Below are 22,920 nucleotides of genomic sequence, written 5' to 3' on the forward strand. Positions count from 1 at the left end.
CGCCAGGAGGCGTGGCGGCAGGTCGGTGCCGCCGCCGGTGCGTTCGTGTTCGCGCCGGCTCTCGACAACGACGTTCTGATCGCCGCGGGCCTGCATGCGAGGGTCGCCCAACGTCGCGGGCGGGCCCGGGGGGCCCGGGGGGTCTGGGACGTCCTGCACGCGCCTGCCGATCGGCCGGTTCCCCTGGTGACCGATCCGCTGGGCCGGTTGTGGNCGCCGGACGCACCGGCGTGGCTACAGATGACCGGCAACGGGCTGGCGGCCCCCACCGAGGTCACCGCCCAGCGAAACCTGACGCAGTATCTGAGACCGAGTCTGGGATACCCGCCGGGTGTGTTCGCGCTTGATCTTCCACTGCTGCCGGACGGTGGTCTCGGGGTGACCCTCGGAGATGGGAGTGTGCGCCCGCTCGCAGAGATCGGGACGGAGACGGTCGTGGCCGCCGCGGAGGCGGCGCGGCGCGAGCCGTTCGGGACGGTGGTGCTCTGGACGCCACCGCCCGACTCCGCCGCCGCCGATCAGAACTTCGCGCGTGACACCGAGAGTCTTGCCGCCGCCTTCGGCCGATCGGTCGTCCGGATTCAGTTCGGGATGGACCCGTTCGTGAGCCGTGACGTTCCAGGCGGCCCAGCCGTGCGTCCGGAGAACAGGGCGCGCGGGGTGGGCGAGACCGGTGCGCGGCCGCTTGAACTGAATATCGTCCGCCCGCCTACGGGAAGGGGGATCCCGAGCTATCTGACGATCGACGGCAGGTCCCAACTCGTCGAGAGCATCACGGATAACCACGGGGTGCAGTCGTTCGAGAGCGGGGCGCTGCTGTTCGGCGCGAGCAGCTCCGATCCCGCCGCACGGGCCGAGATCGCCTCTTGGTACAAGAATCTGCACGCCATGCCCCCGGTCGCCGGCGGCTTGCCGCTCGTGGTGGTGCACACGAGCCCGTCGGACGAGCCGTCGTGGCGACCGGAGCGGCTGGATCCGCTCGACGCCGAGACGGTGAACGCATTTCTGCGCAATGCCTTCCTTCAGCCTGGGCAGGAAGCCCTGCCGGCCTCGCCGATACGGTTGATCACGACCCGAGTCGGGGGGAATCGGGTGCTTCTCGAACGGTTTGCCGCGGAGATCTCCGCGGCGCACGACGGCCAACCCGTCTATGTCGGCCACAACGCCACGTTTGTCGAGGACCTGCAGGACTTCAGCGCGGAGTCGTGGGTTCCCATCATCGCGGAGGCGGGATCCGAGGCCGCGGGTGGAGGACATCCGCCGGTCGTGGATTGGATCCAGGACAGCATGACGAATGTGNTGGTCCCCGTCGACCACAGTTTTGAGAGGCCGGAGTCCGACGCGTCGGAGTGGTATCTGGCCGATGCGTCGGCCGCAGATCTTCTGGCGGTGCCGCTGATCGATGGTCACGGTGTCTACGGGGTCGATCTGCGGTCGGTTGACGACGGGGAGAGAGGGCCGACGCCGAGGCGGCGTCCGGGTCGGTTCCTGGTGCTGGCCGACGGTCACCGGGACGTCGTGGTCGGCCATCATCCGTCGATCGGGACGCTGCGGATCCCGCCCGAGCAACTGGCCGCGATCATCTTGGCCCAGGCCCCGCCGGGCTTCACCGGGGCGGTCTACCTGGGTGTCGGGGGCCTGGACGAGCCGCCTGGCCTCCGGCGGCCCAGACCGGTGAGCACCGGGTACGCCGCGTTGCTGCGCGGTGAGCTCGGTCTGCCGGTGTATGCCACGCACCGCGACGAACCGGATTTCGACACCGACGGCATCTGGCAGGAGGCGCCCCGGCTGAGGTGGTCACCTCTGATCGGAGAGTTCACCGCGGGCGGCATGAATCTCCTGTCGGCGGATCTCGCCTGGTCCACGACGGATCTCGCGGTGGAAACGCGTCAGTTGATCGACATGGCGCGCGAAGCCGGTGCGTTCCCGGTGGTCATCGGCAGCGAGTTCGACGGCCGTCTGGTGTTGACCAGTCGTCGTGGCCTCGAACCGGCCGCCCCGCGACCGCTGGCTCGACTGCTGCGGGCCGAGATGGACCGCATGGGCGTCGCCGCCGATCAGCGTGTCACCTTCATCGCGGTGCCGGTTCAACCGACGCAGGGGGCGGGTTGGGAGGCCCGGGCGGAGCGGTTCATCACCGAAGCGGCCACCCACCTGCTGGCTGCGCCGGCCATCCGGCCTGCCGAGCTGGCGCAGGAGCCGCCGTCCTATCGGGGGCCGGGGACCGTCATGCGGTCGGGACCGGGGGGACACAGCCGGGTGGTGCCGGTGCCACGTGGTACTCCGAACGACGAGGAGGGGCTGCTCACGGCGGTTCTGCACAGCGCGGCGCGCCAGCATCCGGAGCATGACCTGGCGGAACTGTACGCACTGCTGCGCACCGCTCCCGGCCCGGTGGCCGGGGCGATCCAGGCCGAGCTCGGTAAGGCTGTGCTCGATGAGGCTGTGCTCGATGAGGTTGTGCTCGGTGAGGTTGTGCTCGGTGAGGCTGCGCTCGGTAAGGCTGCGCTCGGTAAGGCTGCGCTCGGTGAGGCTGTGCCCGGTGAGGCTGTGCCCGACGCGCCCGCCGCCGGCGGCGAGCGGTCCAATGATCGTTCGGTGGCCACCACGATCGTCGAGCTTCTGTCTGACGCCGAGGTGGCTGGGCTGGTTCCCGAGGAGGAGTGGGACCCTCGGGGCGCGCGGGAGGTGGTCACCGAGGCATTGGCCGAACGTCCGGATCATCCTATGTGGGAGCGCGTGGCGGACCTGTCGGCGCAGTCGCCGCGGGGGCGGCGCCGGGCCGAGGTGGTGACGGCGGTGNGGGAACAGGCCCGGGTGCTGGGGCATGTGCCGTCAGTGGCGCAGGTGCTCGGCGCGGCGATGCGGGGGGACTCGCCGTACGGCGGCGGGCTGGTTGCGGTGTTCGGTCGGGATGTGGTTCCGGGGCTGCTGGGCGTTCCGGTGGCCTGGGTTTCCGGGGACACGGTGGAGGCCGGCCCGGCGGAGGTGGTGCGGGTGTACGAGCATCCGGACTGGGACACGTCGCTGAGCCGCTATCACGGGGTGGAGCCCCTGGGGCAGGGGCAGGAGGTTCCTTCCCTGGCGAGTCCGACCGGGGAGGAGCCGAACCCGCCGGCCTCGGCGGCGGCCGTCCGGGATGCGGTGGAGGCGGCCCGGCGCATCGTGCGGGACCGTCTGACCCGGCTGCGGTCCACACCGCCCCCTACCCCGTCCCTAGATCCGCCCGGTCCTGTGCAGCCGTCCGGCCCCGTTCAGCCAGCCTCCCCCCAGCAGACCGACGCGGCTCAGCCATCGGATCTCGCTGCACGTCCGGAGCCCGAGGTCGGCCAGCCGACCTCGGTGGCGGGTCCGGCGGTGGGCACGGTGTCAGCCGATGGTCGGGACTTCCGGATTCTTCGGGTTACCGGTGACGGCCTGTGCTATTTCACGTCGGTCATCGTGGGCGCCCGGGATCAGGCGCCCGGTTCGCCGGTGGCGAGGATGACGGTGCAGCGGCTGCGGGAGCATACGCATGCCTGGTTCACGGGGCCGGCGGGGGAGGAACTGCGGATCGCGCTCGACCTGCCGGAGCTGGGGGGTGGTCCTGCTCGGGTGGTCCGCGAACTGGCCCGGGGTCTGGGCCTGCCGGGCCTGCACTTCGTTCTCGGGGGATTGGAGGCGCTGCGGAACTGGGGCAAGACGCCCCGGTCCCGCCGGGACCGGGGCGAGGCGGCCCGTCTCCTCAACGATCTGGAGAGGGCGGTCACCCGGGAGCCGACCGATGATGTCTGGAATCGCCTGCTGTTGGTTTCACCGTTGCTGGCGCGCCTGGGGCCCCGGGGACAGTTCGTCGGGATGACGGTGAGTGATCTGGTGGCCCTGGCGATTCGTGACGCCGCCTGGTGGCAGACGCCGTTCTTCGACCGGGTTCCGGAAATTGTGGCTCAGGCGATCGATCTGGACGTGGTGATCGCGACGACCGGGTCCGCCGGCCTGACGGGAAGCAACCATCTCCATCCGCCGTCGTCCGATGAGTCCCGGGCCAGCGTGTATGTGCAGTACAACGGCGTCGATCACTATCAGGCCATGGCACACGTCCCGACCGCGGAAACCGTCGGCGGCCAGACGGAGCCCGCCGGTTCGGACGGTGCGCGCGACGGTGACCGCGTGCGCCCGAGGCCGATGGTGGAGATGGCGGATTTCGCCGTTCGAGCCGATCCGGGGCGGGGCCTGGTGGTGGCCAGGGGGATGGAGGCGGTGGCGGAAGGCCTGGTGGGTCAGCCGTACGTGACCACGGTGCTCCTGCCGCGGACGGGCGACGGCGCGCTGGCGGCGCGGCCGCGGGCGGGTGGCGCGCCGGTGCGGCTGTCGTCGGAGGTGCTGCGGGACATGCTGACGGCGGCGGGCTGGCGGGGCGGGCCGGTTCAGGTGTGGGCGTCGGACGGACCGCCGGTGGGGTCACCGCAGTGGTGGGCTCAGCTGGTGCTGGCGCCGCCGCGGACGGCGGCGCTGCGCAGGCAGGCGCAGGGTTTCGCCGCCGACCTGCGGGCGGAGTTCTGGCTGCCGGAGGAAGGCGTCGCGCAGGAGGTGGTGGGCGGCCGGCTGACCGCGCGGTACGGCCTGGAAGGTGGCTGGAACCTCGTGCGGCCGGAGACGGTCGCGCACCGCGGTGTGGTGACGCCTCCGGTGTGGCTGGCGCCCGAGGACAGCGGTTCCCTGGCACCGGCTTCGTTGCGCCCGGTGGTCTGGAGCACGGGGATGGCGTCGTTGACCTTGCCGGAATATCTGGATTCGCTCCCTCGCCTACAGCAGTTGGCGCGGGCCGACGAGGCCGGTCGGGTCGCTGGCGTCTTCGACCTGGTTCTCCCCTCGCACGAGGGTGGACTGGGGATGACGATGGCCGACGGCAGTCGGTCGCCTCTCGTGGAGGACGTCGACGACGAGTACGGGTTCGGACCCCGGCTGCCCTCCTTGTCGGACCTCCTCATGCGCGGGGGATGGACGAACGATGGTCCGCACCGGAGGGATCTGCGGGTGTGGACTCCGGGCGGCCCCGGTCGGTCGGAGCAGAACCTCCAGCGTTTCGCCCGCATCCAGGAGGTGGAGGTCCTCGTCCTCGACGAGAACAGTCACGGCGCCCTCGACGATGCGACCGCCGGGCTGCGGGCGGTGGACGATCAGGGGCGGCCGACGCAGTGGCGGGTGCTGGGGGCGCTGGCGGCGCAGGACGCGAGCAAGTGGGTCTCGGAGAACGGAGTGGCGCGGCGGCGTCAGGACGACGCCGTGGTGCGCACGAGAACGGGCCTGACCGCGGCCCAGCCCGCGGCGTACCTGTCCGCGATGAACCACCGTGCGGATCTCGCGACTCGCGATGATGTCTTCGAGGTGCGGGGATTCGACGTCCGGAGCAATCAGGCCGGCGAGCCCGAGTTCGTGATCGAGCGGTTGGACGGAACGTCGCACGTCATGTCGCCGACGCAGATGCCCGCCTACCTGGAGGGCCACGGGTGGCGCCGCGGTCAACCCCTTATCGTCGCCGAGAACCTGCCGGGCGTCGAATCCGACGGGAACGGCGAAGCCCCGCCGGTGGGCCGGCGGGCGTGGGCGCAGGTCGGCGCGGCGGCGGATGTCTTCGTGTTCGCGCCGCCCAGCGGGGTCGACGTCACCTCAATCGGGAACCACACCGCCCTCGCGGACGGCGGCGGCTCCTGGGAAGTCCTGCACAGGCCCGCCGGTCGGCCGGACCCGTTGGTGACCGACTCCGCGGGGCGGCTGTGGGCGGCGGACGCCCCCGCGTGGCTGCGGATGACCAGCAACGGGCTGACGGCGCCCACCGCCGACATGATGAGAGACCACCGCTACCAGTACGAGCTTCGCGCTGAGGGTCTTCCGGCCAACGCTTTCATGCTTGATCTTCCCCTGCTGCCGGACGGTCGTCTCGGCGTGGCGCTCGGGGACGGCAGCCTGCGCTCTGTCGAGGAGATCGGGGTGGACGAGATCGTCGCCCAGGCCGAGGCGGGCCGGGACACGCCGATCGAGATCGTGATGCTGTGGACGGCGGCGCNGACGGTCGACGCCCACTACCAGGCTTTCGTTCGCGACGCGGACCGCCTGGCCGCCGCGTTCGGCCGGGAATTCCACCGGTCCGGTCCGGGGCACGATGTCAGGGAGTTCGCCGAGTCCCGTCGGGGCATCAATTTCATGCAGCTCATCCTGGAAGGTCGGGGCGAGGAGATCCTGCAGCGCCTCGTCGGGACCAGGCCCGCGGACGAGTAGCCGGACGCCGTGAACCGTCCGACCTCCTGACGTCGTGTTCTCGGCAGAGGGTCCGCCACCGCGGTCGCGGGAGCCGGGCGGCCCAGCGAGAACGGTTCACGGAGGCGGAGATGACCGAGACCCCGGCAGGCCCACTCCCGCCACATCCGCTGTCGCTCTCGGTGGCGCCATCGACGGCGCCATCGGCGTTGGCGTCGGCGTCGGCCAGTGCCGACCTGGGGGGCGAGGACGTCCCCGAGGCCGGTGAGGTGACAGTGGCGCTCGGGATGACCGTGATCAGCGTCGGGGACGATGCCGCCATGGTCGCCGCCTGGCATCGGGCGCTGCTGGGGCTCGCCGGCTACCTGCCGGACGAGCTGATCACCGAGGCGCGCACCTGGCTCGCCGCGGGCCGGCGGCTCGACCTCGCGCGGGCGGTCGCGTTCGCCGTGGCCGTCGGCCAGCTCAGCCTCGGGGGCGAGGAGATCCTGCTGGCCCGGGAGGAGCTGACCGCCGGCGGACAGGACGGCGCGGGCGACGGCGATGGCGCGGGCGACGGCGCGGGCGACGGCGATGGCGACATGGTGGGAGTGCTCGACGCGCTGCCGCCCGGCGAGCGGGTGCCGAGCGCCTGGCAGTTCCGCTCCGCCGCCGACGCGGACGCGCGTGGGCCGGCGGCGGTGCTGCCGCTCGACCTGACCGCCCCGGACGCGGCGGTCGCGCTGGGGGACGTCGAGGCGGTCGTCGTCGAGGCGGTCGGGGCGGAGCCGGACGCCGTCGGCCTGTGGCGCTCCTGGCGGGCTCCGGCCGCGGGGTCGTCCTGGCCGCCGCCGAAGCGGGTGTTCGTCGTCACGGCCGAGCCGCGGTCGGGCCCGGCGGCGGCCCTGGCGGCGCGGCTACAGACCGCGCTGCTGGCCGTCGGCGAGCCGGCACCGCAGGTGGAGGTGTGCACGGCGGGCGAACAACCGCCCCCTTACCAGCGCCTCGCGCAGATGTCGGGCGCCCTGCTGTGGGCGCGTGAGCCGGCCGTCGAGGTGTCGGTGGCCCGGACGTTCGACGAGGTCGACCCGGTCGACGGCCCCCGGTTCGACCCGGACCGGCCGCGCATCGACGACCTGGGGCTTCGCGATGACCTGCTCGGCTACCTGGACGCCGGCGTGCCGATTCTCGACACCTCCTCGTTGATGTCCGACGTGGTCGACCCGGCCCGCGGCGAGGTGGTGCCCATGACGTTTCGCACGGACGGCCGCTGGGTGTGGACCGACGCGACCAGCTACTACCTGGACGAGCATGGCCTCGCCCCGGACCCGGACCTGATGCGGCACGTGGCCGAGGCGCGAGGCCCGGCGCTCGACCCGTCGCCGCCGGTGGACGGGTCGCCGTCGGTGGACGGGTCGCTGACCGTGGACGGGTCGCTGACGGCCGACGGATTGCTGCCGGTCGACGAGGTGGCCCTGCACCGGGTGCTCGCGCACCTGTTGAACCCGCGGCAGGAGGAGAACGCGGTGTGGGTCGTGCCGCAGATGGGGGTGGCGCTCCTGGACGAGGAGCCCCTCGCCTCCGTCGACGCGTCATGACCTGCTCGAGCTCAAGGAGCCAGCGATGACCGCAGCCGTCCTGTCCGTCTCCGCCACGGACGCCGAGTGTGTGACCGCGATCGCGCGCGCGCTCGTCGCGGCCGGTCCCGGGGACACCGTGGCCGTCCGGCCGGGGGTGTATCGGGAGTCGCTCGTCTTCACCCGTGACGTGGTCCTGGTCGCGGAGGAGGGCCCGGGCAGCGTCGTGATCGAGGTGCCGCCCGGATCGGCCCTGCTGTGCGCGGGTGGTGATATCCGGCTGCGGGACCTGACCGTGCGCGGGGGCGACGAGGAGCTGCCGCTGGTGCAGGCGGCGGGCGGGCGGCTGGGGCTGGACAACTGCCAGCTCGAGGCCACCGCGTCCGCGGCCATCCATGTGCGCGGGGGACGGGTCGGGGTGCGCGCCGGCCGGATCGGGAACGCGAACGGTCCCGGGGTGGTGGTCGACGCCGGCGTCGCCGAGTTCACCGAGGTCGCCGTGGAGGCGACCGGCGGACCCGCCCTCGTGGTGGCGGGCGGCGCGGAGCCGACGTTCCGGCACTGCACCTTCGCGGGCCTCGACGGGTTCGGGGTCGTGGCGACCGGAACCGGGACACCGCGGATCGAAGGCTCCCGGATCAGCTCGGCGAGCAGCGTCGCCGTCCTCGTGCAGCAGGCCAGCCGGCTGCGGCTGGTCGACACCCAGATCGACGGCGGCCAGGTCGGCCTCTACGTCGCCGACCGGGCCCAGCCCGTTCTGGAGCGGTGCCGACTGCGGGAGGCGACCGCGCACGGCGTGATCACCGTGGAGCAGGCCGCGCCGTCCCTCGTCGAGTGCCTGATCGAGAACTCGGCCGGCCACGGGCTGCACGCCACCGGCCGCTCGGCCGCCGAACTGCGCCACTGCATCGTGCGGGCCAGCGGCGCGGCCGGGGTGGTCGCCGACGAGGCGGCCCGGCCGGTCCTCGTCGGCGGGGAGGTCGCCGACTGCGGCGACGTGGGCGTCCTGCTGCTCGGCGAGTCGACGGCGCAGCTGCGCGGTGTCCGCGTCCACGGCAGCCCGATCGGGGTGTCGATCGAGGGCTCGGCCGCGCCGCTGCTCGGCGGACTCGACCTCGACGACGTCGCCTACGGGCTGCACGCCGCCGGCGGTGCCGGCCGGTTCGAGGACGGCCGCGTGCGTGGTGCCAGCCGGGCCGGGGTGCGGCTGGCGGGGGCGGCCACGACCGAGCTGCACAACTCCACGCTGACGCAGTGCCGGATCGGCATCGAGATCACCGCGGCGGCGCGGCCCTCGGTCGCCGGCGTCGAGGTCGACGGCGCGCGCGACGCCGGCATCCTGGTCCGCGACGCCGCCCACCCGAACCTGTCCCGCATCCGCGTGCACGGCACGGCCGGCCCGGGGCTCGTGCTCGAACCCGGCACCCAGGCGACGGTCTGTGACGCCGAACTCGTCGGCAACGCCGGGCCCGGGGTACTGGTGGAGACGAACAGGCCGGTCGTCATCCAGGGTGGCGTGATGCGCGGCAACGGCGGGGAGGCGGTGCGGACCGCGACGCCCACCACGGAGCTGCGCATCAGCGGCGTCGAGACCGGCCACAACAACGTCGAGCTCCCCGCGCCCGCAGGCCCCCGCGCCGACGATCGGGATGCCGACGCCGCCTCGCGCTGGGCACCGCCGTCGGCCGACGGACCACAGTCCCCCGCGGGGGGTGACCCGACTCGGACGCAGGACCCCTCCCCGCCGTCCCCGTCGGGGAACCCCGCGGGCACATCGCCTCCCGCCGTGCCGCAGGAGGATGCGGGCGGTCCGATCGCCGTCCAGCAGGAGCATTCCCGCCCGGACCCGGGCTCCGCCGGCGGCGGGCCGGCCGCCGACCCGCCGGGCGGCTCGAACCCGGTGACCGCGCTGCTGGCGGAGCTGGACGCGCTGGTCGGCCTGGAGGGCGTCAAGCGGGAGGTGGCCACGCTCGTCGGGCTGCACCAGGTGGCGAAGCGGCGCCAGGAGGCCAGGCTGCACGCGCCGCCGATGTCGCGGCATCTCGTCTTCGCCGGGCCGCCGGGAACCGGCAAGACGACCATCGCCCGGCTGTTCGGGAAGATCCTGGCCGCCCTCGGGGTGCTGCCCGGCGGGCAGATGGTGGAGGTCGCCCGCGCGGACCTCGTCGCGGAGCACGTCGGCGGGACGGCGGTGAAGACCACCGCCAAGTTCGAGTCGGCGCTCGGCGGCGTGCTGTTCATCGACGAGGCGTACACCCTGTCGCCGACGGACGGCGGCGGGCACGACTTCGGCCGGGAGGCGATCGACACGCTGGTGAAGCTGATGGAGGACCGGCGCGACGAGCTCGTCGTGGTGGTCGCCGGGTACTCGCCGCAGATGCGCACCTTCCTCGCCGCCAACCCCGGCCTGGCCTCCCGCTTCTCCAAGACCATCGAGTTCGAGAGCTACTCCAGCGCCGAGCTGGTCACGATCGTCGAGCGGCTCTGCCGCAAGCACCACTACGCGCTGGAGTACGAGACCCAGGAGGCCCTGCGCCGNCATTTCGACACCCTGCCGCGGACGGAGACCTTCGGCAACGCCCGGGCCGCGCGCCAGGTGTTCGAGGAGATGCTGGGTCGCCAGGCGTACCGGCTGGCGACCACCCCGGACGCGCCGGAGCTGGAACTCGCCAGGCTGCTGCCGGAGGACCTGGCGGAGACCGCCGCCCGCGGGCGGGACGCGGCGGCGGGTCAGCGTCAGGTGGTCGACGCCCTGATGCAGCGGCTCGACGCGATGATCGGACTGGACGAGGTCAAGCGCGAGGTCGCCGACCTGGTGGATCTCATCGCCTCGGCCAAGGCCCGCGCGGAGGCCGGCCTGCCGGCCCCGTCGATGTCCCGGCACCTGGTCTTCGCCGGGCCGCCCGGGACCGGGAAGACCACGGTGGCCCGCCTCTACGGCGAGCTGCTGGCCGCGATGGGCGTCCTGCGCACCGGGCAGATGGTCGAGGTGTCCCGCGCCGATCTGGTCGGGCAGTATGTCGGCCACACCGCGGTGAAGACGACGGAGGTGTTCAACAAGGCCCGTGGCGGCATCCTGTTCATCGACGAGGCCTACGCGCTGTCCTCCTCCCGCGGCCAGGGCGACGACTTCGGCAGGGAGGCGATCGACACGCTGGTGAAGCTGATGGAGGATCACCGGGACGAGATCGTCGTCATCGCCGCCGGCTACACCGGTGACATGAAGCAGTTCCTGGCGAGCAACGCGGGCCTGGCGTCCCGGTTCAGCCATCAGATCCGCTTCGCCTCCTACTCGGCGGACGAGCTGGTGGCCATCTTCGAGAATCTCGCCCGCGCCGGTGGCTACGAGCCCCACGGCGGCACCCTGCAGGTGCTCCGGAAGCATTTCGACACGCTGCGCCGGGACGAGACGTTCGGCAACGGCCGTTACGCCCGCCAGCTTCTGGACAAGGCCGTCACCCGGCAGGCGAGCCGGTTGCGGAAGATGCCCGATCCGACCGTGGACGACCTGCAGAACCTTCTCCCGGGCGACGTGACGGCGGCCCTGGCCCGCTGAGGAATCCCGGGGACGTCGCCTGGATGCTCACCGGCCATTGGATGCTCACCGGCCATAGTGGTCAGATCCGGAGTGTGGAATGACCCAGTCGCCCCTAAAACACGGGTGGGAGGCCGTCGTCCGCTACCGGCCGTTCTGCCTCACCTTCACCCTCGGCGTGACCCCCTGGAACCTGGTCGAGCGTTACGGGGCCGATCCGACGGCAGCCCGCCTCCTTGCCATCGGCGAGACCTACGCCGTCGGCCAGCCCGGCGCCGACCGCTCCATTCTCGCCAGTGGATCCCTCGGGGACTGGGCGTTCGGCTTCGAGACCATGGGGGTCGAAGGCATCATGTCCGGCACCCTCGCCGCGCTGTCCCGCGGCACGCAGACAGTGGCCGTCAACGATTCCGCCAAGGCGCTGCACGTGCTCCGGTACTGGGTCGACGGGCAACCCCGCGAGAGCTTCGAGCTCGGGGTTCCCGACACCCAGCGTGCCGTCGGCGCCCATCCCTTCTGGGGTGCCGTCGAACGCCACCGGGCCGCCCATCCCGACCAGTCGAAGGTCATCGCCGCTCTGCGGGCCATCGGCGACCACGTCGGGGGCCAGCTCACCGCCGACATGCTGGCCCGTCCACTGCTCACCGCCATCCTGCCCGAGGATGGTCGCCCGCGCTCCGCACCGGCAGTCGATCTCCCCCTCGTGCGCCCCGGGGAACCCAGGCAACCCGTTCCGCTCGGCCGATACCTCGGCACCCTCGGCCCACGTGCGCCGATACCGTCATCGCCCTTGCACGACCGTGCCGAGGTGTCCCCCCCGGGTGGGCTCACGGGGATGGGCCAGAAGAGGGTCGAAGGTGGGGACACGCCGTGACCTTTGCGGCCGGGGTCGAACCGAGCGGGGTGGCGCGGTCCCGCGGAACCGCACCACGCTGCCGGGCGCGACCTCGACTTCCACGATCGTGCCCTGCACGCCTCGACGGTCAGGATCGAGGCACCCGACCCCCCAAGGTCACAACCACAACCTAAGTCCGGGACCAGTGCTGGAAGTTTCCCCCGTTGCAGTCCTGGGTGTAGAGGCGGCCCTGGCCGTTGCTGTCGAGGCATTCACCCGTGGCCACGTTCGTGAACTGATAGCCGAACGAGTTGGTGGCGGCAACCCAGGTCAGGCTGTTCTGGCCGGTGCAGGTCGTGGTGAACACCGAGCCCTGATACTTGGTGCCATCCGTCGCGGGGTTGGCGCGGGCCCCCGCGCACAGGTTGGTCGCGACGTCCGTGAGGTGGTACCCGCCGCTCACCTGTACCAGTTTCCATCGCTGGTAGTCGCCGCCGTTGCAGCCCATCGTGTAGGCCGACCCGGAGGCGTTGCTGTCCAGGCACAGGCTGGTCGAGACGTTGACGTAGGTCCAGGAGGTCTGCGGTGGGGCCGCGGGGGCAGCCGTCACCCGCGGTGCCGGTGCCGGTGCCGGGGCGGGCGCCGGTGCCGGGGCCGCCTTCGGAGCGGCCACCGAAGGGGCCGGCAGTGGCTTGGCCGGGTTGGTCGGGAGCCGGCCGGCCCGATCCGCCGGGGTGGCCCCGACCGGCGGGGCGCTTGCCGGGTCGCTTGCCGGGTCGGAGGTGGCCGCCGGGCTCGGCGGGTCGGAGGTGGCCGCCGGGGCGCTGGTCAGCGAGACGCTCATCGATGCCGCCGGCCGGGTCGGGGACGGGGGAGTGCGGGGTGGGGTCACCTGGGCGTCGATGGAGGTGGCCAGGCCGGGCGGGTCCGAGTCGCCGACACTCAGCGCCACCGCGGTGGTCCCCGCCGCGAGAACCACCAGCATGCCCACGGCGCCGACGAGAGTCAGCCATCGGCGCCGCGCCCGCGCGCGCGCCGTCGGGTCGATCGTCCCGGCAGCACTCCTGCCCCCGCCCTCGCCGCCATCCGCGGGGCGGCCCTGGGCCTCGTCGTCGGCCCCGGTGTCGTCGGCCCTGGAGCCGTCGTCGGCCCCAGTGTCGTCGTGGGTGTCGGAGCCGTCGTGGGTGTCGGAGCCGTTGTGGGTGTCGGAGTCGTCGTGGGTGTCGGTGCCGTTGATCGGTCCCATCGTCGCCGGGGGGAGGGCGGTGGGGGCGAGCTGCGCGGCGGCGAGCCGGGCCGCGCCGAGTGCCACGACGTGCTTGGGATGCGCGTCGACGACCGTGGGGCGCTGCAGCGCCGCCTCGATCGTCCGGGCCACCATGGGGATGCGCGAGGAACCGCCGGCGAGCAGCACCGCCGACAGGTCGCCGGGCTTGACCTCGGCGGAACTCAGTGCACGGTGCAATGCCTCCACGGTGGAATCGATTGCAGGCCTGATCATCTCCTCGAACTGCGCCCGGCCAAGCGTCACCTCGTGCTTTGCGCCGGGCAGAAACACCGGGATGACGGTGTCCTCATCGGCGGAGAGGGCCTCCTTGGCCAGGACGCATTCCTGCCGCAGCCGCCACAGCGCGACGGCGGTGTCGTGATCACCGGGATCGGCCGCGGAGACGGCGCCGTTCAGCGCGCGGTCGACGTGGTGGACGATCGCCTCGTCGAAGTCGGCGCCGCCCAACCACTCGATGCCCTCCGGGTTGCCGAGGATCCGCGGCTGGCCCGCCTCCATCCGCAGCACCGCGGCGTCGAACGTGCCGCCGCCGAGGTCGTACACGGCGACGACGTCGCCGTCCGACAACTGCCGACTGGCGGCATAGTAGGTCACCGCGGCGACCGGCTCCGTCACGAGTGGAACGTCGGTGAGCCCGGCCAGCCGGGGCACCTCGTCGAACTGCTCCAACCGGTAGGGGCCCCACACGGCCGGCCGGGTGAGGACGATCCGTTCCGGGGGCGATCCCTGCAGGCGGACCGCGCTGTCGACCGCGTCGCGCAGCATCGCCGCCAGCAGCGCCGCCGGCGAGAACGGGGCCTCGCCCAGGAGCACCGGAGTGGGATCGCCCAGCCGTCGCTTGAACTCCCGCGCCGCCCGGTCGGGTTCCTGCACGGCGCGGCGTTCGGCGGCGTCGCCGGTCAGCAGCGGCCCGTTGCGGCCGGCGTAGACGACCGTGGGGGCGACGATGCTGCGATTGCCGAGGCTGACCATCTCTGTTCGGTCGGACCACCCGATCGCCACCGCCGTGAAGGTGGTCCCGAGATCGATTCCGAGGCCGTACGTCACCGTGCCGGACTCCGCACAGGCGTGACGACCGATCGCATGGAACCTCCCGAAATGTCTACCTCCAGCAAGCTACTCCGGGGAAAAGGCCAGGGTCTAGTGCGCCCCGGGACCATTGATCGCCGGCTGGCGGCACCGTTTCCAGGAAAGGGCTTCCGAGCTGGGCAGACCGGGCAGGTCGAGAGTGTTCCGACCGGTGGGAGTCGGCGGTCTCCGTTCTGTCGTCGACGCTACCGTCGCTTACATTTCATCTATCAGCTACCTTCTGTCCGGGTCCCTTTCCGGTAAAGGGGAGCGTGAGCGGGTGGCCATGGTCGCCGCCGCGGAAACGCACCCACCAAGGTGGTGCCTCCAAGGTCGTCCGCGGGCATGCCGTGAACCGGGGACGCTCGCTGCACCGTGTTGCGAGCATGGGACGAGGACTGTGATGAGCGGCACCATTAGATTCGATTCGGGCAAGTACGATCAGTTGATCACCCAGCTTGGTGCGGCCCTGAAGGAGCTTGGGGACGGCGCCGCCGGTCCGCTGGCGCTGACGGCTGACGTGCAACTGCAACCGAGCGGTCAGACCTGGCAGCCGGCCGTCGATCTGGTCGGCGCGGGTACCGCGCTGTTCGGTCTGATCAGCGAGAACAACGATTCCCTGAAGACGGGGCTGGGCGACCTGAGCACCGCCCTCGCGCAGGGGCGGTCGATCTTCAACGACGTGGAGGACCTGGCTGCGGCCACCGCCGGGCAGTTCGACCAGGTGGTAGGGCATCCACTGGGCGCCGTCCACGCCCGGAACGAGGGCGCTGGCGCGTTGTGAGCGCTTCGGAGACGCTGACCGACTTCGCCTCCGCACTGGCGGCTGTGACGGGTGTTCGGGTGGATCTGCGGGGCGCCGCGTCTCCGGCGGACGGCTGGATCACCTTCGGCAGCCCGGGATGGTGGACCTACGCCCCCTTCGGCAGCCCGCTTTTCACCGTCGGCCTCAACCTCCAGGCGTTGGCGGACTGGGGGTCCGCGGTGTCGAGCCTGGACGACGTCGCCGACGAGCTGTCCGCCGGGACCCTGGGCCTCATGGACGTCCGGCGGCTGCGGGACGCCGAGCAGACGGTGCGGCTGCACACCGACCACCTGAGCGCCGCCAACGGCGACACGAGAAACGCTGCCCTGCTGTTCGGTGACGGCGATGCACTGACCTCGGGGAGCGCCGCGCAGGAGATCTCCACCGTGGTGGGGGGGCTGGCCTCGGGCCTGTCCGGCTATTACGACAAGCTGTCCGGTCCGCCACCGATCGCCTCCGCGCTGCACGACGTGGGCGAGGCGCTGGCCGCGTTCGGTCGGGGGATGGCCGGCGCCTACTGGGAATCGGCCCTGCACAACTCGGCCGCCGACGGGATCAACGGCATCGCGGCCAACATGCAGAAGTACCTGTTCGGCCAGCCGGTGACGACGCAGACGGTGGCGCAGGTTCTCGCCGGCTACTCCTCGTCGGCCGTGGGGGGGCTTCCGAGCGGGATGGCCGACTTCAGCGGCGATCTGGCCCAGGCCGCCGTGTGGAGTGCCGCCAGCGCCGCCGTGACCAATCGGATCCTCGGCGAACTGGACACGCTCGACGCACGGGCCAAGGACCTCGCCGGCACGCTCAGCGACGCCTACCAGACCGCGACGGAGAGGCTGGACGGCGTGTCGGGGAAGCGCGCGCAGAAGCGGTTCCGACGGTCGGAGAAGCCCCAGGCCGGGAAGCCGATCGAGGGCACGGTCAACCGGCTCTCGGATCCGTTGACGCGGAGCCGGGACAGTCTGTCGACGATGGTGCAGCCGTCGCGCACGAGGATGCTCGGGCAGGTCGAGTCCATGAGGTCGCCGGGGGCACTGGCGGGCATCGTGAACGGCGGGCCGGACGGGACGCTCCAGGTGAGCAAGGGGCAGCCGCTGCCCGGGCCGGGTGACAGCCAGGGCCAGAACATCGAGGCGTCGGGGACGCCGACGCCCGCGGGAACGACGACGCCCGTGTCCGGCGAGATGCGGGTGCGAACGGAGGCATTGGATCCGATGGACCCGAAGACGCAGGTACCGGGCGAGCGGATGGAGGGGGTCGAGCCGCTGACGCCGCAGGGTCAGCAGCCGGTGGGGGCACTGTCGGGCATCGTGAACGGCGGGCCGGACGGGACGCTCCAGGTGAGCCAGGGCCAGCCCCTGCCCGGGCCGGGTGACAGCCAGGGCCAGAACATCGAGGCGTCGGGGACGCCGACGCCCGCGGGAACGACGACCAGCCCGGTGTAGATGACCAGCCCGGTGTAGACGACCAGCCCGGTGTGACGATCAGCCCGGTGTAGGAGCCACGCCGTGGTGGGGTGCGGAGCCCGCATTTCTCCACCCCTCGAAGCCCTGCGAATCCGGTCCGTGAGTGCCCGGTGGGTGCCCCACCCGTGAACCAGGCGGCCCGGCAGGACCGTGCTCCGGCCAAGGGGCCCGCGGCGGTGGGCCCGACGGCACGCTGTTCAGGCAAGTCTGGAGGTTCTGGTGACCGAGGCCCCGACAAGCGTCGTGTCGGTGGGAGGCGTCGACGGTGTCGCTTCCGATGCTCGTGACGCATGGATGACCGACGCCTGNCATCGGGCGCTGCTCGGCCTCGCCGGCTTCCTGCCCGACGAGCTGATCAGCACGGCGCGGTTCTGGCTGGCGCAGGGCCAGCGGTTCGACATCGCCCAGGCGGTCACGCTCGCCGTGGCCACCGGCCTGCTCGACGTGGGCGGCGCCGAGATCGGGCTGGCCCGCGAGGAGTTCAGGGCCGCCGGGCAGGAGAAGGACGGACTGCTGGGAGCGCTGGATGTCCTGCCCATCGCCGAACGGCTCCCGACCGCCTGGGAGTTCCGCTCCGGTGATCCCTACGCCGACGGGACGGCGGCATCCCTGCCCATCGACCTGACCACCGGCGTGGGGCCAGCCGAGCTGGCCGACACCGAACAGGCGATCCTCGCGGCCATCCTGGCCGAGCCGGACGCCGCCGGCCTGTGGCGGACCTGGCGGGTTTCGGCCGCGGGCGAGCCCTGGGCGCCGCCCAAGCGGGTCTTCGCGGTCACGATCGAGGCGGGTACGCGACCACCGGTCGAGGTGACCTCACGGCTGCAGACCGCGCTGGTCGCCGCCGGGGAGCCCGACCCGCAGGTCGAGGTGAGCGTTGTGGGTACCGACACGCCCTCGTACCAGACCCTCGCCCGCATGTGTGGCGCCCTGCTCTGGTCGCGTGAACCGGCGCTCGGCGTGTCGGTCGCCCGAGTGTTCGACGCGGCCGACCCGGTCACCGGCCCGCGCTTCGCCCCGGACCGGCCCCGGATCACCAACGTGGCCGTTCGGGCCCGCCTGCTCGGCTACCTGGACAACGGCGTCGCCCTCTTCGATGGCTCCGCGCCGATGCCGGACGTCCTCGACCCGGCCCAGGGGGACGTCGTGCCGGGCACGTTTCGCACGGACGGCCGGTGGGTGTGGACCGACGCCGTCGGCTACTACCTGCGTGCGTACGGCATCGCGCCGGAGCAGGGGTTCCGGTGGCACCTGGAGCACGGCGAACCGGCCGAGCGGATCGACGAGGTCGTCCTGCACCGCGTGCTGGCGACCGTGCTGAGTCGGCGGCGGGAGGACGAAGCCGCGTGGGTCGTCCCGCCGGCGGGCCAGTCCGCCGCCCCGGACGCGCCGTGACCGCGCGGGGCCTCGGCGCGGGTCCGGACCTCGTGAGGACCTGACTATGAAGCCGGCTACGTCATGAGCCTCGCCACCGGCTATCTCGTCGGTGCCGAGCCTGCCACCGAGGCTGTGCGTGCCACCGAGGCGGTACCTCCTGCCACCGACGCCTGGCGCGACTGGGCTGACCGGTACGACGAGACCGAGGCCGTCGAGCATCACCCGGGCCCCGGGGCGGGGTCGGGTCCGGTTCCCCTCGCCGCGGTCGCCGGCTGGCTGCCCCCCGAGACGAGTGTCGGATGGAGCGCCGCGGGCCGGCCGGTGCCGCGGCTGCTGGCCTCGCCGTCACAGGCCCCGCGGGATCCCGCCGGACGGGCGCAGGGAACGCCCCCGCCGGAGCCGACGGAACCGATCCTGGCGCGGCTGCTCGAGGGCACCCTCGCCACCGCCGCCGGCCGGTTCTTCGAGCCGGCTCTGGCCGGAGCAATGCGGCGGCTGCCGGTGGCCCCACCCGGGATGTTCACCGTTCACCTGGGCACCGGCCCGGCAGGCTTCCAGGTCAACGGTCGCCCCGTCCCGCCCGCGCTGCTGGCCCGGCTGATCCGTGCCTGTCCCGAGTGGCGCGGCCGGCCGCTGCTGGTCCTGGCGCATCCGCAGCCGGCACCGAACCGACTGGCCGCCCTGGTCCGTGCGCTGCTCGCCGGGGTCGGTGTCCCGGTGTACACCGCGGACGCCGGTGTCCTGCTGCTGCCGGGCGGGGCGATCACCGGAACGTCGTTCCATCGATGGTCGGTACCGGCGGAGGGGCAGAGCGAAGCGGAAGCGTCTTCGTCCGTCGGCCCATGGCTGCCGCACGGGTGGCCCGCAGCGGCGCGCGCGGGCGAGCGCGGCACTCCACTCGTTCGGACGCCCGAACCATCCGAACCATCCGAACCATCCGAACCATCCGGACTATCCGAACCGCCTGAACCGCCTGAACCGCCTGAAACCAGGCCGCTCCCCGCGCCGGTGCCGCTACCTGCGTCGCTTGCCTCGCCGGCTGCGGGGGGATCGTCAGCTCCCGGTCCGATGCCCGGTGTCATCCGGCGCTCCCTTCCCACGGCGACCCCCTGGTCACCTCCGGTCCCCGCCTCGCCGCCACCCGCATCCCCGCCACCTCCTGCATCCCCGCCACCTCCTGCATCCCCGCCACCTCCTGCATCCCAGCCACCTCCTGCATCCCAGCCACCACCTGCATCGCCTCCTGCGTCACCGCACCCTGTGTCCGGTTCCTCGGAGCTCTCCGCTCCGGTCGGGCAGTCGCCGGCGCAGGGGCTCTCGCGGGGCGCGGATCCGGTGGCCGACATGGGTGGCGGGGCGCAGCCCGGCCCGCGTTGGTACCAGCGGATGCCGCCCGATGGCACTCCCGCCCGGCCCGGGGCGGCCCCGGTCGGATCCGCGGTGGATTCCGCGCTGGAGGAAGCTCTCGGCCACGGCCGGGACCTGGCGGCGGGCCCCCACCGCGTCCCCGGTGCCGCACCGCCTCCGCTCGACCCGACCGAGGCCATGCCCGCCGACAGCGCCGCGGAGGGGAGCCACGAAGCGGCCCGCGTCCCCCGCCAGGTCACCGGCGATGGCCGCTTCGATGACGGCCGCTTCGAGAGAGGCCGCTCCGGCCGGGACGCCGCCGGTGGCGGCTTCGGCGCGGACCGGGCTGACACCGGGCACCTCCTGCCCTGGCTCGCGGTGCTGCCGCGGGTGACGGCGGAGGACCGGGACCGGCTGCGGACGCTGCTCGGGTGGCGCTACGAGACGCACGCACGCGCCGTGATGGGCGCCCTTGCCCTGCAACCGGGCCTGCGGGCGGGAGCCGGGGCGGACGACCTGCTGGCCGGGCTGGTCGCGGTCCGCGCCTATCTCTCGGCGGCGGGACGGCTCGACTCCGCCGACCGGTCGGTGAACGCGGCGCTGCGCAGCGCCGAACGGCGGCAGGACGACGACGGCCTGATCCTGCTGGCCCGCTGCGTCCAGGCCGGCCTCGGTCGGCTGCCGGCCGTGGTGGGTCCGGTGTTCCGCCCGGCGGCTGCGAGCCCGGACGTGGTCGTGCGTCACCGGCCGGGGGACATGCTCGTCGAACCCGCCTTCCTCGAGGTGTCGACGGCCCCCTGGGAGCTGCCGGGACGCACCGTGGAATACGTGATCTGGTCCTCGACGGCCCGCCGGACGACGTGGCTCGGTGCGGACGCGACACCGGGCGGTTCGTCGCGCGAGGCCCTGTTCGTGGCCGGCACCCGGTTCGTCGTCCTCGGCGTCGACCGGCCGACCGACGCCGAGGACGGCCACGCCGGAGTCGGCGAGACCCCCACGCGGGTGCTGCTGCGCGAGGTGGTCGGTGGCCGCGTCGACGACGCGCTGGCGCAGCGCGCGCTCGGGCGGCTGCGCGACGTCCTCGCCGGGCGGTCTCCCGCCACGAGCGGGGCGGCTGCGCCCGACGGCCCGGACGGTGCGCTGCCCGAGCGACTGCGGTTCGCCCTCGGCGTCGGCGCCGGCGGCCGCCCCTTCGCACCCGACGGCGCGCGCCTGGCCGACGCCCTGGGACCGGCCGCGACGACGTGACCCGCCACCCCGCCATTCCGCCACTCCGCCCACAGCCACTCCGCCCCACAGCCACTCCGCCCCACAGCCACCCCGCCACGCCGAGACCCAGGGAGCCTCGCGATGACCGCAGCCGTCCGGTCTGACCTCGTCGCGCCGGCCGAGGGCGCGGCGGTGATCGCCCGGGCGCTGGCCGTCGCCGATCCGGGCGGCACGGTGGCGCTGGGCCCGGGCTTGTACCGGGAGTCACTCGTCTTCTCCCGGGACGTGACCCTGGTCGCGCGCGAGGGCCCGGGCAGCGTCGTGATCGAGGTGCCGCCCGGGGGGACCCTGCTCGTCGCCGACGGGGAGATCAGGCTGCGGGGGCTGGAGCTACGTGGCGGCGACGAGCGAGCGCCGCTGATGCGGGTCGTGGGCGGTCGGCTGCGGATGGACGGTTGCGATCTGCGGGCCACCGCGGCGGTGGCGCTGCACCTGCACGGCGGGCGGACTCGAGTGGTCCGAGGCCGGATCGGAANCCCCGCCGGTGCCGGGGTGGCGGTCGAGGCCGGCCTCGCCGAACTCGTCGACGTCGCCCTGGCGGGCATCGGCGGTCCCGGTCTCACCGTGTCGGGCGGGGCGATGCCGATCCTGCGACGCTGCACGTTCACGGACGTCGAAGGCGTGGGTGTGCTGGCGGCCGGGACGGGAGCGGCGCTGCTCGACCGCTGCCGGATCAGCTCGCTGTCCAGCGCCGCGGTCCTCGCCCGGGAGGACTGCCGCCTGCGGATGGTCGGCTCGCTGGTGGACGGCGGTCAGGTCGGCCTCTACGTCGCCGACCGGGCCCGGCCGACCGTCGAGAACTGCCGGTTTCGCGACACCGCCGGTCCGGCGGTGGTCACCGTGGACCTGGCCGCGCCGAGCCTGGTCGAATGCGTGGTCGACAGCCCCGCCGGCCACGGGCTGCACGCCTCGGGTCGATCGGCGGCCGAGATCCAGCGCTGTGCGGTGCGTGGCAGCGCTGTGGCGGGGGTCGTCGTCGACGGTGACGCAAGCCCGACCCTCCTCGGCGGGGAGATCGTCGGCTGCGGTGACGTGGGAGTCCTCCTGCTCGGCGACTCGACCGCCTGGTTGGACGGCGTCCGGGTGCACGGCAGCCCGATCGGGGTGTCGGTCGAGGACGCCGCCGCGCCGCGGCTGGTCGGGCTCGACATCGGCGACGTCGGCGTCGGCATCCAGGTGCGGGAATCGGCGCATCCGCGTCTTTCCCGCAGCCGGGTACGCGGCACGGCGGGCGCCGCGCTGGTGCTCGGACCCGGTACCCGGGCCACGGTCACGGACACGGAGCTGGTGGGCGACCGTGGGCCCGGGGTTCTGGTCGAGACGGACCGCACGGTCTCGATCGACGGCGGCGTGATCGGCGGCACCGGCGGCGAGGCGGTCCGGCTGGCGACGCAGGCGTCGCGGCTGCGGATGAGTGACGTCGCGACCCGGCAGGACGGCGTTCCCGGCACCGTTGCGGATCCGGGTCCGATGGCGATCCCGGCGGGCCGCACCGCGTCCTGCACCTGACGCGCCCTACAGGACGGTCAGTTCCGCCTGCCGGCGCAGGGTCCGCAGCGCGTAGTGCACCCGGCTCTTCACCGTCCCCTCGGGGATGCCGAGGGCCGTCGCCGCCTGCGCGCAGGTGCGGTCGCGCAGGTAGACCTCGACGAGGGCGGCCCGGTGCTCGGGCCAGATCCGGCCCAGCGCCGCCTGCACGGTGGCGGCGACCAGCACCGACTCGGCGTGGTCCGGCTGGGCCTGGACCTCGGTGTGCTCGGGCTCGAGCTCGAGTTCGGTCAGCCGGGCCCGACGTCCCCGGTAGCCGTCGACGACGAGGTTGTGCGCCACCCGGCGCAGCCAGCCGTTGACCGAGCCGCGCTCGGGGGTCAACCGGTCGAGGTTGTGCCAGGCGCGCAGGAAGGTCTCCTGCACGACGTCCTCCGCCCGCCCGCGGTCGCCGCCGGTGAGCCGGGTCGCGTAGGCGAGCAGGGTCGTCCGGTGCAGGCGCACGAGCTCGTCGAAATGGTCATCCGCCATCCGCGGTTCCACCGTGTTCGCAGGCGGTTCCACCGTGTTCGCAGGCGATTGCGTCATGCTACGACCGTCGCCGTTCGGCGCCGCGCTCGATACCAGGCGCTCCCTACGCCTGCGGGGGAGG

General features: G+C 73.1%; 11 protein-coding genes and 1 pseudogene. 10 read left to right on the forward strand and 2 right to left on the reverse strand.

Annotated elements, in window-relative coordinates; translation table 11 throughout:
* Window positions 1-240: 240 nt before the first annotated feature.
* From UK82_RS40085 to UK82_RS25305, 6 genes and pseudogenes are all read left to right on the forward strand, one after another.
* The coding region (locus tag UK82_RS40085) for a hypothetical protein (RefSeq protein WP_236706421.1) at window positions 241-1,299 on the forward strand (1,059 nt) is incomplete at its 3' end.
* A gap of 90 nt (window positions 1,300-1,389) precedes the next feature.
* Window positions 1,390-2,802 (forward strand): hypothetical protein (locus UK82_RS40090; RefSeq protein WP_236706422.1); only part of this gene is annotated, 1,413 nt, incomplete at its 3' end.
* Between the two features lie 3,566 nt (window positions 2,803-6,368).
* Window positions 6,369-7,814, forward strand: a complete 1,446-nt coding sequence (locus UK82_RS25295; RefSeq protein WP_152990017.1) for a hypothetical protein — start codon at window positions 6,369-6,371, stop codon at window positions 7,812-7,814.
* Window positions 7,815-7,839: 25 nt separating this feature from the next.
* On the forward strand, window positions 7,840-10,331 hold a 2,492-nt coding region (locus UK82_RS25300), incomplete at its 3' end, for a right-handed parallel beta-helix repeat-containing protein (protein WP_236706423.1).
* Window position 10,332: 1 nt separating this feature from the next.
* Window positions 10,333-11,349 (forward strand): annotated as a pseudogene (locus tag UK82_RS40095) (AAA family ATPase); the annotation flags it as partial.
* 79 nt (window positions 11,350-11,428) lie between these two features.
* Complete coding sequence (locus UK82_RS25305; RefSeq protein WP_055409750.1) at window positions 11,429-12,202, forward strand: DUF6461 domain-containing protein; 774 nt, start codon at window positions 11,429-11,431, stop codon at window positions 12,200-12,202.
* A 151-nt stretch (window positions 12,203-12,353) separates the two neighbouring features.
* On the opposite strand, the gene UK82_RS34450 is transcribed toward UK82_RS25305, so the two are convergent.
* Window positions 12,354-14,498, reverse strand: coding sequence for an Hsp70 family protein (locus tag UK82_RS34450; protein WP_055409752.1), 2,145 nt, complete (start codon window positions 14,496-14,498; stop codon window positions 12,354-12,356).
* 424 nt (window positions 14,499-14,922) lie between these two features.
* Between UK82_RS34450 and UK82_RS25315 the strand changes: the two genes are divergently transcribed.
* From UK82_RS25315 to UK82_RS43355, 4 genes are all read left to right on the forward strand, one after another.
* Window positions 14,923-15,303 (forward strand): hypothetical protein, encoded by a 381-nt coding sequence (locus tag UK82_RS25315; RefSeq protein ID WP_044887775.1) that lies wholly within the window; start codon window positions 14,923-14,925, stop codon window positions 15,301-15,303.
* Complete coding sequence (locus UK82_RS25320; RefSeq protein ID WP_055409756.1) at window positions 15,300-16,766, forward strand: hypothetical protein; 1,467 nt, start codon at window positions 15,300-15,302, stop codon at window positions 16,764-16,766. Before UK82_RS25315 ends, UK82_RS25320 begins: the two co-directional genes overlap by 4 nt.
* Before the next feature lie 1,479 nt (window positions 16,767-18,245).
* Window positions 18,246-20,759, forward strand: a complete 2,514-nt coding sequence (locus tag UK82_RS33160; protein ID WP_152990018.1) for a hypothetical protein — start codon at window positions 18,246-18,248, stop codon at window positions 20,757-20,759.
* A gap of 513 nt (window positions 20,760-21,272) precedes the next feature.
* Entirely contained in the window at window positions 21,273-22,289 is a 1,017-nt protein-coding gene (locus tag UK82_RS43355) for a right-handed parallel beta-helix repeat-containing protein (RefSeq protein ID WP_396230647.1), read from the forward strand.
* Between the two features lie 6 nt (window positions 22,290-22,295).
* Here the strand turns inward: UK82_RS43355 and UK82_RS25345 are convergent, their stop codons facing one another.
* Window positions 22,296-22,856 (reverse strand): sigma-70 family RNA polymerase sigma factor, encoded by a 561-nt coding sequence (locus UK82_RS25345; RefSeq protein WP_236706424.1) that lies wholly within the window; start codon window positions 22,854-22,856, stop codon window positions 22,296-22,298.
* Between the last annotated feature and the right edge of the window lie 64 nt (window positions 22,857-22,920).

It is taken from the genome of Frankia sp. ACN1ag (assembly GCF_001414035.1).
GTDB classification, from domain to species: domain Bacteria; phylum Actinomycetota; class Actinomycetes; order Frankiales; family Frankiaceae; genus Frankia; species Frankia torreyi.